Below are 15,013 nucleotides of genomic sequence, written 5' to 3' on the forward strand. Positions count from 1 at the left end.
TGAATGTAAGTGAATAGAAAAAAAGAGTTAAAGGTGCTCAGAAAGCTTCATCTTAAAAATACACGTCTTTTACACTATTTTTTCTTCTTCTTAGCGCTCACTTTAATGAGCCTTATCATGTGTTTATTTCTGTTAAAACACATTGCAGTTCAAGAGGTTATTGATGGCAATGAGCGTTATCAATTGTATGTATTAGCGAATAAGCTTCGACAAAGCTCTGATGATTTAACTGAGATGGCCCGCCTTTATGTAGTAACAGGCGAGAAGAAATATCGTAATTACTATAATGAAATTTTAGCGATACGTAATGGAACTTCCCCACTCCCTTTAAATTATGACGAATTGTATTGGGATTTAGTTATTAATAACAAACAGCCCCAATCGTATGGTCCAGCAAAATCGTTATCCTCAATGATGTTGGAGCATCATTTTACTCTCAAAGAATTTTCCTTATTGGCCAAAGCAGAAAACCAAAGTAATAAACTCTCCGAAACTGAAATCAAAGCTATGAATTTATTTGAGGGTAAATATCCTGATAAATCAGGAAATTACACCATTATTGGCAAACCAAATCCTCAATTAGCGCAGCAAATGGTTTTTGGGGACGATTATATGAGCGCCAAATTACAAGTGGTAAAACCCTTACAAGAATTTTTTAAACTCGTAGATACTCGCACATTTTTAACGAATGAAAAAATTGATCTCAAAATGTCTAAAATTATTGCCCTGGCTCTTGCGCTCTCTTTTTTGTCAACAATACTTATGCTCTTTTTTATTATTCATGCATTAAAGACTCTATCAAGAGTAAATGAGGAAAATGATTTATTACTCTTGAATATTTTGCCAGAAGCAATAGCTACACGCTTGAAAAAAGGAGAGGAAGATATTGCAGATGAATTTTCCCAAGCCAGCGTGATGTTTGCAGATATTATTAATTTCTCACAATTAACGGAGGAATTAGGAGCAAAACAAACGGTAAATATTCTTAATCGCTTGTTTGCAGAGCTTGATAAACTCACAGAGCAATATTATGTAGAAAAAGTTAAAACCATTGGTGATAATTATATGGCTGTATCAGGAGTCCCTGAACAAACCACTCGACATGCAATTAATATTGCAAATTATGCTTTGGCCATTCTGGAACGAATGATGAGGTTTAATCAAGAACACCACATGAAACTTCAATTTCGGATTGGAATGACCTATGGTACTGTAATTGCAGGAATCATCGGCCATAAAAAATTTGTTTATGATATATGGGGTAATGTAGTCAACTTAGCCAGTCGTCTAGAAGAAACATCCCTTCCTAATAAAATCCATATCTCAGAAAAAATGGCTTTTATGCTTCAAGATGAATTCCTTATTGAACCCCGAGGAACTCTGGAAATGAAAGGGATTGGCAAAATAAAGACTTATTTCCTTTTGGGAAAAAAAGAAAATTAAAGCTACCTATTGCGTTCCTTGATCTTTATGGCAACGGGGACATATTCCATAAATATTCAAAGCGTGATCGGTCATGTGAAAATTGGCGCGTTCGGCGATAGTTTTCTGTCTTTGTTCAATGACCTCGTCAACAAACTCCTCAACACAACCACATTTGATGCAAACCAGGTGATCATGATGCGCTCCCTGACTTAATTCAAATACAGAGTGCCCTCCCTCAAAATTATGCCGATTCACCAATCCTGCAGTCTCAAATTGCGTTAGTACTCGATAAACCGTAGCCAGCCCTACATCTTCGCCTGTCTCTAATAATGCTTTATAAACACCTTCCGCGCTTAAATGATGGTTAGGAGATTGTTCCAATATTTGTAATACTTTTAAACGAGGCAAAGTAATCTTCAATCCAGCATTTTTTAGCTGTTTACTCTCTTCCATCAATGCTCCTTTGCAGTAACGAACTTGTCTACTTATAACCTGAAAAAAATTCCGCAGATGGGTCCTTTTCGCTTCTACAGTAAGGGTTACAACTGCTTTTCTAGGTTAAAGGTGTCTTTCAGTAAATGACGTGCTATTATGGCGAAATTTTTCACGATAGGCAAAAAAAATGAGAATAATAATTTTTCTATTAGGAATTGTGTGTACCTTAACCCTTACTCAATGCTCATCATTTGATCTGTCCCGGCGAGTAGTACAACAAGGAAATTTATTACCCAAATCGAAAATCGACCGACTCAAAATGGGAATGAGTAAAAATGATGTTGCTATATTAATGGGAACCAGTTTGTTAAGTCCTACGTTTAATGAAAACCGATGGGATTATGCATACACTTGGCGTAGAGGCCGAGGATATACGACTATGTCCACAGTCAGCTTATACTTCCAAAATGGAGTTCTCGCACGTATCGAACGGGGTAAACTAAAACCGGGGGTAGCATCACTTAATCAACCGGACATTAATCAAGAATAAGCAAGATTTCTAATTTCTAATTTCTAATTTTGTAACCTGGGTGAAACGTAGTGAAACCCAGGATTCCTAGCAATAATTTCCAAAATAAGGCGGGCGCTAGACTACATAGGCTGAGGCTCTGAAGATTAGCGAGCACGGATGGCCTTTTGACGGCGTTTCTCTTTTGGATCGAGAACCAAAGGTCGGTATATCTCGATCCTATCTCCCTCTTGCAATACCTGTTCTAAAGAAACCTGTTTTGCATAAATTCCAACAGACATGCCTTGTGTCTCCGGATAGTCTTCATATATTCCTGACGCATTAAGCGCATCAAGAACAGTTGCTCCTTGTTTGAGCTCTAAAACCCGATGCTGTACGGTCTTGTCAAAAGCCACATAAACCAACTCAACTTTGACCATAAATTTCCTTGGCTCGCTCACAAAATGAATCGACCATCTTATCGGTGACTTGCTCAAATACCGGGCCAAGAAGCATCGAAAACATACGCCCTGCAAATTCAAATTCCAGGTCAAAAGAGATTTTGCATCCTTCTTCAACTTCATCAAAGCGCCAAAAACCCTCTAAATGACTGAATGGACCATCAACAAGACGAATTTCTATCATTTTGTTAACTTGTAGCATATTACGTGTGGTAAATGATTTACTCATACCAGCAGCACCAATCACTAAAGTAGCCTGCACTTCATCTTCATCGCGATGATGTACCAAGCTTTCTGCGCAGTAAGGTAAAAATTCCGCATATCGCTCTACTTCATTCACCAACGAAAACATTTGCTCACAGGTATAATTAACCGTACGTGACTTTTTCACTATGGGCATTATGCTTCTCCCCGAATTTTATTTCTAAACCAAAGACTTAAGTCTTTAATCTCCTCAAAACAAATTGAATGTTCCATAGGATATTTATAATAAGATAGGTGTTCATATCCTTTACCCAATAACCAATCTTTACTCGATTCAGTCCATTGAGGCAAAACCAACGGATCAAATTGTCCTGCTCCCATAAAAAAAGGGGTACTCTTATCCAACTTAGGTCTGGTATGCGCCGCTAAAGGTAAGTAAGCAGATAAAGCTACAACCCCCGCCAAGCGAGCTGTGGTATGAAGAGCGGTATGCAATGCCATTGCTCCTCCTTGTGAAAACCCTGCTAAAAAGATCTGATGGTACTCTAAACCCTCATTTAATTGTTCATCCATGACCTTACGAATCAGCAACTCGGATTGTTCAATTCCTTCTTTATCTTCTCTATCAATTAGTTTCATGCCCATAATATCATACCAAGCAGGCATGACCATGCCAGCATTTAAAGTCACTGGACGCTGGGGGGCATTAATAAATACATGACGTACCGCGAGATCTGCGATAGTTAATTGATCGACTAAACCCATCATGTCGGAAGCATCAGCGCCTAAACCATGCATCCAAATAACACATGCTTGTGTTTGAGCCTGTGACTCCTTTATAAAATCACTCAAAACAAATCTCCTCACAGACAAAAAAAGAGAAATTATCGCTAATGCAACAACACAGTGCAAGTTATACGTGTCCGATATTTGATAAAAGCCATATTATTGCAAAATAACATCAGTTTGGGTCATTTATTAACAAATTTGAGGGGTATGGATATTCCATTATTACCCAACATGAATTATAGTTCGCTACTATGAATTAATAAGCGGCAAGCGTATGTTTAAGAAAGTAGAATCCAAGTCATTCACCCTTACGATGTTAGGAACAGATACATCTTACACTCCTACTTTAAAAAATAAGAAAAAAACTACCCCCTTAAAAGTAGGAACTAGAATACAGGATTACTACCCCAAAGGTGAAACATTAAGTATTGTCTCTACATTAATTAAAACAGAAGAACAGCCAGCGATTGATAGCAAACAACTCGCTCCTTATCAGTCTTTAGAGGTTTCGGTCGTTAATGGTCCAAAAACAGACGGTGGGAATGTTGGCGAAAAAATCGGAATTGGGCTAGGTATTGCATTAAATGCGGTTATCCGTGGGCAAACCGAACTTAATGAAATTGCGCACAGTAGAGGTGGCGTTGAATCCATTCTGATTGCTCATGAAATTAATGCAATCAAAGATGCTATTAACTCTTGCGCGAACTTTGATCAATTAATAAGTCTACTCGAGTCACAACAAACAGAAAGGCAACAAAATAAAAAAGGAAAACCTTTAAACAATACTCCTGACATTATTAAACCCCTTTTATCCCAGCTACCTAAAACTAAAGAAGCTCAAGAACAATGGTTTAATGCACTAAAAACCAATATTTCTAACGTGTCGATGAATCTCTTTATCATTGACCCAGTTCCCGGAGATTGCTGGCCTGTAACCTGGTATGACGAACGATTTTTTACACTTCCAGCTGTTGTAAAACATGCGGAGTTTGTCTATTACGAAAATGAGCGTTCTGATTGGGGCTTTACACCTATCTATCCAGAAGGTTCGACCTCTGATCAAATAATAGTTCGCAACACCATTCCTGGGCATCATGGTACAGGATCTGCTGGAACGAATGCATCACAACAAAACATTGTTGTTTCACCTGAAAAAACCAAAGCGACTCATGTTCAAAAATTAATGCTTTTTAAATTACTGAAATTTCTAAAGGAACATGGGGTTGAATTTAAAAATGCACAAGAAATTTTTCATGAGCCTACAGGATTAGGTAGAAAATATGTGTCCTTGCTTGCCGATCTCGGAGATGGCATTGATGTGGAAAAACTTGATTTTCCAACGATATTCCGCAAGCTTTACGACAAAATTTACGACAATAGAGCAGCATATGAAGCATTTGATACGACTCACTACACTCTGATGGGAGTAGCACCGCAACGAAAAATGCTTCGTACGGGCCATAAATATGGTCTTTTAACCGAGGTATTCCCTAAAAATACCGGATATGTTAATGAAGAACATAGCTTTTTAATGAAGGAATATTTCTTCAAGATATTTAATGTACATTCTGATGAAACCAAAGATTTATCCGTATTGATAAATTCAGCCCAAAAAGTACTCTCTAAAAACATTAAAAAAATATCCAATATTTCATCTTCCTTGGTGGAACATTCGATTTCACCAGCCGCAATACTCGACAATGAAAATGCACGCAAGGATGTTTTAAACTCATTTGGAGCATTAATACAAAGGGTCAGCCTACAATATTTGACGGAAGACTGGAGTGAAGAAAGGAAACAAAAAGAGAAGCAAGATCTTTTTATTGCAATCATTGCTATTTTTAAGGAGTTTGACGAATTATTACAAATAGATAATCCAGGCATTCAGGAATTTGTCAAATCTCTCTATAGCTTAAGTTTAAAGGGAATTACCCAAACCGCAGGACAACAACATGCAAACTTGCAAGATGATTTTAATCGTTTGCAAACCTCAACCGATACGAACTTGAAAAGCTTTTTTAATGGGTTATTAACTCAAATCAATAAGGATGAACGGTATTCAAATGGAGAAATTAACCCAGAAATTATACAAATTTTCGAAAGTCCTCAGTTTGCGCAATTAGCCAATTATCCAGTAAGCATAAAAATCCAATACATTTGTGAACAACTTGGGGAAAAACTATCTAAAGATGAGAGTTTGGAAAGTTTAGTTGAACAACTTACGAAACGATTTGAGGAACATTATGGCAGCTCTTTGGCTGAATTTGAAAAACTGTATCATCAAATTAAAGTCTTCATCGATGATATAGAAGCCTTGGGTCGCGTACGAGAGCTCGCAACTGAGGAAGCGGTGTTCCATAAACATGAACTGTTACTCCGAAAAAAAGCCGAAATGTTAATTGATGTTGCGGCGCAAAAATTTTATCGAGACCGTCCTAATGCGTTGCCTGAACCTGCAGCTAAAGGTACTTTTAAAGAATTAGTAGAACGCCATGCAATTAGCCAATATGGTGTGGTAGATAGAGTGAAGCAAGAAAAGTCAGTTTTAGCACAGGAAAAAAAAGAATTAACGTCACAAATTGAAAGGATGCAGCAAAATTTAGTCGAAAGGAAACAACAGCTAGAAAAAACTAAAACTGTATTGAAAGCGGAACGCAACAAAAAAATCGAATATAGTAAAGCCCTGAACGATGAAAACGAGGTTGAGCATTTGCTGCTTATTAAGAAAAAACTCATCCCTCTAACTGAGGAATATCTGGCTTGGCTTAGATCTCAGTTATCTGATAGACCTAAAGAGTTGGAACAAGATGATGAAATTAAAAAATCCGATGATAAAATAAACGTCAAAATTATAGAAGTAACTAAACTGCTTAAGATTTTAAATAATACACAGGATTTCCCTCGTCCTAAAGAACGCGCGCGACACTTTTACAACTATCTTGATAAAGTGGAACAGACACTGATAAATCACCGTGATGACCGACTAATTCGATATATAAGAAATGCCGTAATTGCCGCAGGGGTTCTTTTGGCAGGTCTGGGATTAATTGCACTTGCAGCTTATACCCGTGTAGGTTATTCCTCAGTTAAATCCCTTCTGTTTTGGCAATCCTCTGGAGAAAATGTGGTTTCCAAATTGAATGAATATAGAAAAGAACTGAATATACCCATTGATAATGAAGAACCAGGAAAAGCACAAGCACTCAACGTATAGTCAGAAAACCCGATTCTTTTAAAGGTATTGGGTTACATTAATATCATTGTTTATCACTTGAATTTTTACTTAAATAAATAGATAGTGATACTCAAATCGTTAACCTGCTTATTTCAAATGAAACGAACTTACTTTTTACTTATGATTTGCCTTGTTATATTCTTATCCGCTTGTGGGCAAAAAGGTCCTCTTTATTTGCCAGAACCCACTAATAGGACTGCAGATAAATCAACTCAATAGAATAATATGAAGATTAAATTTACCAAAATGCATGGCTTAGGTAATGATTTCATTGTAATTGATGGGATTCATCAGACAATCAATCTAAGCCCACAGCAAATCGCTATTATGGCGCACCGGAATACCGGGATTGGTTTTGACCAATGCCTGTTAATCGAATCCAGTCAGCAAAAAGGTATTGACTTCAATTATCGAATTTTTAATGCCGATGGGCAGGAAGTGGGTCAATGCGGGAATGGAGCACGTTGTCTTGCCTTATTTGCAAAATACTACGGATTAACCGACAAGAATCACTTAACCGTTGCAACCAAAACGACCCAGATGGATTTGCATATTAATCCAGACTCCAGTGTGCGCGTTAATATGGGGATTCCTCAATTAGCTCCTTCGGCTATTCCACTTAAAGTAGCTCAGCAATCTATTGAATATTCTTTAGAACTTCCAACCCAAAAAATGGTCAAATTCCACGCCTTAAGTGTAGGGAATCCCCATGCAGTGTTATTAGTTACCGATACCGAAACAGCACCAGTGGATACCTTAGGAAAACAAATCAGTTTGCATCAGTGCTTTCCTGCTCAAGCCAATGTGGGATTCATGCAAATTATGAGTTCCCATCATATTAAATTACGTGTTTATGAACGCGGCTGTGGAGAAACTAAAGCCTGTGGAAGTGGTGCGGTTGCCGCGGCGGCGATTGGCCGGCTATACCATCAACTGGATAAACAAATAAAAGTTACCTTGCCCGGGGGTGATTTATTTATCGACTGGCCTGAATTCAATCAAGCAATTACCCTAACTGGCCCCGCTGTCTTTGTTTATGAGGGTATCTTGTTTTAATAAATAGATAATTGAATCATCTTCGTATTAGTTTACTTATACAAAATTAACACAAGTATTGAATTTTATTTACAAAGAGTTATCCTGAAAGAACGACCTCACACTCGCACCGTTCCATCTGACTTCTATGCAACTCACTACAGTGAGCCTAGACGAGAAGAAGCAGAGCGCGCAGAACACCGGAGTGTACACGAGCACATGAGGATTCGAGCACCACATCGGCGAAGTGATTTGCTGTCATAATAGAGTTCGGAAGAAATCTATTGTGAGACTGGTGCTTGACTAAAAGGAGAGTGCCATGACAGGAAGCAAAATACAAAGTTTTGATTTATTCAAAGCGGCTATGGGAAACTCTGAGTACTTAAAAGAGATCAGTCAGGATATAAGGAGTCATACTCAATTTCTAACCACTCTTGAAGAGAGCCAATTAACGGCCTTAGACATCCTTGAGTCCATAAAAATAGTGCAAAGTCGGGAAGTAAAGTCTCTTTTAATTATTCACCTGTTAAGCCAAAAAGAATTCCTATCGTGTTTAAGGGGCGATTCCTTATTAAATCGATTAACGCATCAAGATCATCATGTTCCTTCACGTCTTAATATCTTCATTCATCAACTTGATTTGACAATCCTATCCACTCAATTAATTGAGAAATTGGAACCCGAGGCTGCGATAAGTCTTCTTTGTTCAGTCCCTCATTTTCATCAATTAAGCAAAACACAAATTGAAGCTTTAATTGAACGATATCCTCTCTATGAGAGACACCGTGTTTTAACCTACTGGCTCAACCATTTCTCATCCATGCCTAATGCGCAGTATGTGTTGGCTCATTTAATGCACATTGCAGGCCCCAATGTAATCGATGAATTGTGCAAAATGGAGTCCAATCAGAAAGAAACCATCATAATAAATATTATTGAACATTTGGGCCTATTTAATAAAATACCTCTTAAATTTTTAGAGCATGCAAATAAAGAATCTCATTTGATTTTGGCGATGCGTCTTTATCTCAATGGTCACTATAATAAGGCATATGCTAGTTATATCAATCAACTAGCAAAAATATTATTAGATAAAAACCATTCATTTTCGCTCGAAGCAATTGAATTACTTTTTTATCTAAATGATAAACTCGCATTTAAGGAATTAGCAAAAAGTACAGCTTTTTTAACGAATCGTTATTTAAGAAATAATGCGTTAAAAGGAAATGTTGCATTATTTTATCAAAATAAGCGAATAAATACTCAAAGGTTGTTGCAAACTGTTTATTTAAATCCAATTTCGGAAACTTCCCAAGAGCGAAAACAGTCATCAGATTCTGATGAAAACCCTTTTATCCAAGGATTAATTAAGCATGATAAATCGATCAACTGTTTTGAGTATTTCTTAATACATTATAAAGGGGACCCCGAACCCTTTTCGAAACTAATCAATGACTACATGGATTTCTACGCCGGTTCAGAACACTTAAAATCAAGAAACCAAGCCATACACCATATTGGTTTCATGCTAAGTCGTCCTGAATTAGATCCCGTAATAAAGGAAATATTATTTACTGCTTTTTTAAATCATCCTTTATTTTTCGATGAACAAGTCAGCTATCAATTGTTTTTGTTTGATGCAAAGAGAATTCTCCGATATTTTGGTTTACGTGGTGGGGAGGAAAATTATCAACACGTAATTAATTTGTGTACCTTAGCGTTAAAAAATCTTAATTCCGAAAAAAATCCGCAAATCATTCAGATAGCTCAACAAGCGCTTTCTGAAGCACGGCAAGAGTTAATTTGGATTAAACATCAAGGGTTTTTCGCTACTTTAATCAAATGGCTTAAACGATGCTGGACTTATGGATGGACTGGTTTTTTTAAACCAAACTCTCCTGATTATGTGGTCCCAGAATCATTGAGCTTCATACAAAATAATAAAAATGTACCTAAGAATTCAGAAAAAAAAACGGTTTCAGCTCCAGAATCAGGAAAAGATCTTCCGACTTTGTTAAACAAAATTAGATTGCCACTAACACAAGAAAAATTTGCAGGAATTATTAAAGCATTCGAAAGTTATTCGTTAGAAATAATGCCTAAAGATGAGCTAAGTACAAGACAAAAACTTCATAAGCTATACCATTACGTAATGACCCATAAGGAGCATAACGAAGGGCTTTATCGCTGGTTAAAGGAAAATCAAACTCCCTTTAGTGTAAATCGATTCCATTTGCTGGAGTTAACCTTAAAAGAAAAACAACGTGAGGAGGTGGATTCCTTACTGGCAGAGGTAAATGAAGATTCCGATCATTTGCAATATGTTTCTGACGAACTGGATTGTCCTATGCCAGAACTAATAATTAAACCCACACCAAAACCCAAAACTCAAGAAACTTCTGACTTTGTTGCAAGCGCGTCTAAAGTGTTTTCCGAATATGCTTGTGAAGCAACTGTATATGCACACAGCGCATTCCATTGGGCAGAAAGTTTTTTCTCTAAAATGAAGCAGCCGGAACAAGAAGAGGAGGATACCTTCGAGGTGGAACATATTGAATCGTTTAAAAAAACAATTAGTAGTAGTTAATCTTTAGGTCTTAAGCTTCCAACGTTTATGCATCCAGTTCCATTGCTCAGGATGATTCAATATAATACGTTCTAACGCTTGATTATACGCCAATGTATTCTGGTAAAGGGATTCTTGGGCACTTCCATAATCTTTCCATGGAATAGGATCATAAAATTCTAAAACATGCTTTCCATTGGGTAACCGATAGCCTGCAGCAGGAATCACCGGTACGCCCGTATAACGAGAAAGAGTGGCTAAACTTCGATAAGTCCCTGCTTTCGTACCGAAAAACTCCACGGCAATACCATCACGATTCGCTAAAGAAGCATGTTGATCCAGAACAAAAATGACCGCATGGTTTTGCTCTAAAGCGGCACACACCTTATCAAGCGAATTTTTTTTAGGAATAACGTTTAAACCCACTTGATAATATTGCTTAAACAAACTTCGCTCAATAAATTTGATTGATAAAGTGCGACGAATAAAATGAAACTGTCCTCGAAATTCTTTAAAATTTAAAACACCCCCAATAGGTGCAACTTCCCAATTACCAAAATGTCCTGTTAGAACTAAAACGCCTTTTTGTTGTGCTACCACTGCCAACATATTTTCATGGCCACGAACCTCCACCAAATTGCGTAAATCATCCTCCGACATAAAACGCAATTGAATGGCTTCTTTAAACGACTTAAGCAAATGTGAATAATAGGATATGGCAAGCCGCTTTTTTTGGGCCTCACTTAATTGATCACCGAAAACACGATCAATATTGGCCATAACTATTTTACGCTTATAGGGTAAAAATTTATGGACAAATCGACCCAACCAACTCACGGGCAATTCATTGACTTTTTGTTCTAATTTAATCACAAGCTTTGATCACCAAACACGCATTCATACTGGCAAATCCGCGATTTACCGTCAGTGCATAAGGTCCTCTTTTTACAGGTTGATGATCTGCACTTACGGATAAACCATTACAACTGGATGCAATATTTTGCAGATTAGCTATACCTGGCACACATTTAGATGAAAGTGCATAGGTCGTCATTACTGCGTCAATTAATCCAGAAGCGCATATGGTATGTCCCATGGACCATTTGAATGCTGTTACTGGAATTTCCTCATGGCCAAACACATTTTGTATTGCCTGAGATTCACTATAATCTGATTTACTATTACCGTTTCCATGAGCAACGATAAACCCTAAATCATTAGAACTTAATTTTACCAGATCTAACGTACGTTGCATCAGTTCAGCAAGCTGTTGCCCACTGGTATCTAGAGAAAATAGGCCTTCCGCTTCGCTGGTTGATAAACCACCGATAATCTCACCGTAACAGGTGGCTGAGCGCGCATTCATACTGGCTTCACTTTCCAAAACCAAAGCCGCAGCGCCTTCGGCTAAAATTGTACCATCATGCGCTTCATCAAAAGGTTTTAGATGTTGAGTACTCAATACCCCTAATTGATCATAGTAAAAGACCGCTTGAGGCTCAATACCCATATCATAAGCAACGACGACAGCTCGCTCTGCCTGACCCGTACGAATTGCGTGATAGGCTTCCAATAGAGCTTGTGTTCCCCCAACAGCATGATTTGTTACATTATGATTAGGGCCTTTAAATTCATAAGTTATTCCGGTATATGCAAGGACATTATTAGGTAATATTCGTAATAGCCACATCGGATGGACTGTTTCGAATAATTCCTGCGCAAATTGCTGCATCCCGTTGGTTTTTGCTAACAAGGGTAAAAAATCATATTGTTGAAAATATTTATTCCCCGGAGAGCCCACAAATACTGCTGTTTGCTCATTAAATGAATTGGGGTCTGCAAGAGTATCGCGATAATCTATCATATGACTATGTTCAATTGCTTGTACTGCAGCATTAATTCCCATCACATCCTGACGTGAAATGACCTTCATCAACTTACGATCGGGCAGCATTTTTGCAGGGTTGAACTCTTTTAGTTCGCCTCCCAAACGGTGAGACCATTGTGACAAATCCCATTGGGTTATTTCTGCAATCCCACTTTTACCAGAAAGAATCGAATTCCAAGTTGCATCTGCAGTAGCACCTGATGCGGTTAAAGCACTCCGTCCTGTAATAAATACTCTATTGTCTTGACTCATAAATCTGCTCCCCCAAACTCAGGATGCTTAAACAATAAGCAACTATTGGAGCCACCAAATCCAAATGAATTGGATAAAACCACGCCCAAAGATCGTTCGCGTGGCCCATCAACCACATAATCCAAATCGCATTCAGGATCGGGGTTAGTTAAATTAGCGGTTTTAGGGACTTGTGCCTGTTCTATCGATTTAACGGATAAGACCGCCTCAAGTGCGCCTGCTGCAGCAATTAAATGTCCTGTTTGCCCTTTAGTCGAACTTACCGGTAAGGTTGCGACAGACTCCCCAAAAACTGCTTTAATGGCATTTGTTTCGCTTAAGTCATTCATTTTAGTTGAGGTTCCATGTGCATTGATGTAATCCACATCGGAAGCCTTTACTCCAGCATCTTGAAGAGCACGTTCAATTGCTTGAATCGCGCCATCACCATTTGGATGAGAATCGGTAATTCGATAAGAACTTAAAGAATTCCCTTCACCGGCCAATTCAGCATAAATACGGGCACCGCGTGCTTTTGCTTTACTCCATTCTTCAAGAATTAAAAAAGCCGCACCTTCTCCCAAGACAAAACCATTACGCGTGGCATCAAAAGGTCGACTTGCTGTTGCTGGAGTACTGTTGTACGTAGATAAGGCACCTAATAGACAAAAACTGGATAATCCTAAGGGATTGATCATTGAATCAAATCCGCCAGCTAACATAAAATCTGCTTCACCCCGACGAATTACCTGCATTGCTAATCCTAAAGCTTGGCCGCCAGAGGCACAAGCGGTATGTACTGAGGAGGCATAACCTCTGATTCCGAATTGTTGAATCAATAAAGACAAGCCTGAATTTGGCGTTGTTTTGCCAAAATCGGATAATTTATAAAATTCTTGAGTGTTATCAAGCAAACGTCCCCAATCTGCTTCACCATCTGAGGCACAAATTTGCTGAAATCGAGATAGATAATCAAATTCGGCAGTCATCATACCACTGCCGGTGACTACACCCCACTGGGCTGCAGTTTGTTCGGTAGGCACGAGACCCGCATCATCAAAAGCTTGTTGAGCGGCTGCAAGAGCAAAACGGGTAAAATGCACTGAAAAGCGACTTCGTTTGGTAATTAACTTGGGATCGAGCGCAAAGTTTTTCACCTCAGCCGCAATATATGTAGGAAAAGCACTGGCATCAAATTGCTTAATTTCAGCAATTCCTGAGTGTCCCGCCAATAAATTAGACCATGTGGACTGGACATCGAGTCCTAAAGGGGAAACCGCTCCCAAACCTGTAATAGCCACTCGTCTTTTTTTCACTTTATTTATCCTCTGGGAATAAGTACTACATCTACAACACAAACACGTTTACCGGCAACCTCGCTGCGGTAAGCCAGGATCAACTCGTCTTCGGTTTGCTTCTTAACGGTTACATTACATTCAAGAATATCGCCTGGATAGACAAATTCATTCATTTTTATTTTGCGAAATTCGCTTACTTGATACTGTGTTGAGTATCCTGCGCGCAAAACAAATTCATAAGCTAAATTGAGCTTGCATTCCAATAATACCGTCAAAGGTAGTACAGGTTTCTTGGGAAAATGATCTGCAAAATAAGGGGCAGCTCGGGATATTCTTTTTTCAGCGACTAAACGCACCCCCGGTTGACTGGAACATATTCTATCAAAGGCCATGGGCATTACAGACACGTTCGAATTCATTATCAGATAATCATCCGCCACAGGCCCACTTTCTTTACTAATAACCGACCATTCGCCAGGACGGTTAATTTCAGAAAATTGCTGTTTCACTTCATCCAAATTGATAAAATCATCCATAGGCAGTAAAGGGCCTAAAGCGCCGTCAAGACTGAAGACAAGTTCACTACCTACCCGGGCCTCACTATGATATTGCATCACTGAATCATCTATATGTTCTATAAATGACTCCAGCAATAAAGTCTCTCCGACATAGGCTCTGCGGTGCATAGAGGCACGTGCTACGATACCAGCCACAGGCCTATGAGTGAATTCTTGCAGCGCCATAACATTCCATGCTGCCAATTGCCCAAGTGTTTCTCCGATTAAGGAAGGGATAAAACAAGGCCGCCCCTGTTCATCAACTGTGAGGAACGTATCATTTGAGGTAATATGTTTTATTCCCCGGATCCACTGACCAGGAGATGACTCGACGATACGATCAACAAATAAGAATCTCATCAGTATTTAATAAACCCTATT

13 protein-coding genes and 1 pseudogene are annotated in these 15,013 nt (G+C 38.5%); 6 read left to right on the forward strand and 8 right to left on the reverse strand.

The features are described 5' to 3' along the window. Positions 1–117 precede the first annotated feature (117 nt). On the forward strand, positions 118–1,443 hold the full coding sequence (locus tag HBNCFIEN_RS13680; RefSeq protein ID WP_255464226.1) for an adenylate/guanylate cyclase domain-containing protein: 1,326 nt from the start codon (positions 118–120) through the stop codon (positions 1,441–1,443). Between the two features lie 6 nt (positions 1,444–1,449). On the opposite strand, the gene fur is transcribed toward HBNCFIEN_RS13680, so the two are convergent. Beyond that, positions 1,450–1,878 carry a ferric iron uptake transcriptional regulator gene (fur, locus tag HBNCFIEN_RS13685; RefSeq protein ID WP_182391626.1) on the reverse strand — a complete coding sequence of 143 codons (429 nt, stop codon included), beginning with the start codon at positions 1,876–1,878 and terminating at the stop codon, positions 1,450–1,452. Positions 1,879–2,016: 138 nt separating this feature from the next. Between fur and HBNCFIEN_RS13690 the strand changes: the two are divergent. After that, positions 2,017–2,410, forward strand: a pseudogene (locus tag HBNCFIEN_RS13690) (outer membrane protein assembly factor BamE). 125 nt (positions 2,411–2,535) lie between these two features. Here the strand turns inward: HBNCFIEN_RS13690 and HBNCFIEN_RS13695 are convergent. Genes HBNCFIEN_RS13695 through HBNCFIEN_RS13705 form a run of 3 tightly spaced genes read right to left on the reverse strand, consistent with a single transcriptional unit; the run spans position 2,536 to position 3,831 of the window. Next, positions 2,536–2,808: an RnfH family protein gene (locus HBNCFIEN_RS13695; RefSeq protein WP_182391628.1), complete on the reverse strand. Its 273-nt coding sequence runs from the start codon at positions 2,806–2,808 to the stop codon at positions 2,536–2,538. Then, a complete protein-coding gene (locus HBNCFIEN_RS13700) occupies positions 2,795–3,229 on the reverse strand; it encodes a type II toxin-antitoxin system RatA family toxin (RefSeq protein ID WP_182391629.1) in 435 nt (144 codons plus the stop codon). The genes HBNCFIEN_RS13695 and HBNCFIEN_RS13700 overlap by 14 nt, the downstream gene beginning before the upstream one ends. Continuing rightward, positions 3,229–3,831 carry an alpha/beta hydrolase gene (locus HBNCFIEN_RS13705; protein ID WP_255464420.1) on the reverse strand — a complete coding sequence of 201 codons (603 nt, stop codon included), beginning with the start codon at positions 3,829–3,831 and terminating at the stop codon, positions 3,229–3,231. The genes HBNCFIEN_RS13700 and HBNCFIEN_RS13705 overlap by 1 nt, the downstream gene beginning before the upstream one ends. A 265-nt stretch (positions 3,832–4,096) precedes the next feature. On the opposite strand from HBNCFIEN_RS13705, the gene HBNCFIEN_RS13710 reads away from it, so the two are divergent. The 4 genes from HBNCFIEN_RS13710 (at position 4,097) to HBNCFIEN_RS13725 (ending at position 10,679) form a co-directional block, all read left to right on the forward strand. Further along, a complete protein-coding gene (locus HBNCFIEN_RS13710) occupies positions 4,097–7,036 on the forward strand; it encodes a hypothetical protein (RefSeq protein WP_182391630.1) in 2,940 nt (979 codons plus the stop codon). Between the two features lie 141 nt (positions 7,037–7,177). Beyond that, positions 7,178–7,276: a lipoprotein gene (locus tag HBNCFIEN_RS13715; protein ID WP_370530125.1), complete on the forward strand. Its 99-nt coding sequence runs from the start codon at positions 7,178–7,180 to the stop codon at positions 7,274–7,276. Positions 7,277–7,282: 6 nt separating this feature from the next. After that, complete coding sequence (dapF, locus tag HBNCFIEN_RS13720) at positions 7,283–8,113, forward strand: diaminopimelate epimerase (protein WP_182391632.1); 831 nt, start codon at positions 7,283–7,285, stop codon at positions 8,111–8,113. A gap of 298 nt (positions 8,114–8,411) precedes the next feature. Beyond that, positions 8,412–10,679: a hypothetical protein gene (locus HBNCFIEN_RS13725; protein WP_182391633.1), complete on the forward strand. Its 2,268-nt coding sequence runs from the start codon at positions 8,412–8,414 to the stop codon at positions 10,677–10,679. Positions 10,680–10,682: 3 nt separating this feature from the next. Here the strand turns inward: HBNCFIEN_RS13725 and HBNCFIEN_RS13730 are convergent, their stop codons facing one another. The 4 genes from HBNCFIEN_RS13730 to HBNCFIEN_RS13745 are packed head-to-tail and all read right to left on the reverse strand — an operon-like array spanning position 10,683 to position 14,992. Beyond that, positions 10,683–11,531 (reverse strand): lysophospholipid acyltransferase family protein, encoded by an 849-nt coding sequence (locus tag HBNCFIEN_RS13730; RefSeq protein WP_182391634.1) that lies wholly within the window; start codon positions 11,529–11,531, stop codon positions 10,683–10,685. Next, positions 11,524–12,798 (reverse strand): beta-ketoacyl synthase, encoded by a 1,275-nt coding sequence (locus tag HBNCFIEN_RS13735; RefSeq protein WP_182391635.1) that lies wholly within the window; start codon positions 12,796–12,798, stop codon positions 11,524–11,526. The genes HBNCFIEN_RS13730 and HBNCFIEN_RS13735 overlap by 8 nt, the downstream gene beginning before the upstream one ends. After that, positions 12,795–14,093, reverse strand: a complete 1,299-nt coding sequence (locus HBNCFIEN_RS13740; protein WP_182391636.1) for a beta-ketoacyl synthase — start codon at positions 14,091–14,093, stop codon at positions 12,795–12,797. The genes HBNCFIEN_RS13735 and HBNCFIEN_RS13740 overlap by 4 nt, the downstream gene beginning before the upstream one ends. A gap of 5 nt (positions 14,094–14,098) precedes the next feature. Further along, a complete protein-coding gene (locus HBNCFIEN_RS13745; protein ID WP_182391637.1) occupies positions 14,099–14,992 on the reverse strand; it encodes a hydroxymyristoyl-ACP dehydratase in 894 nt (297 codons plus the stop codon). Positions 14,993–15,013: the final 21 nt, after the last annotated feature.

It is taken from the genome of Legionella sp. PC997, assembly GCF_014109825.1.
Classification (GTDB): domain Bacteria; phylum Pseudomonadota; class Gammaproteobacteria; order Legionellales; family Legionellaceae; genus Legionella.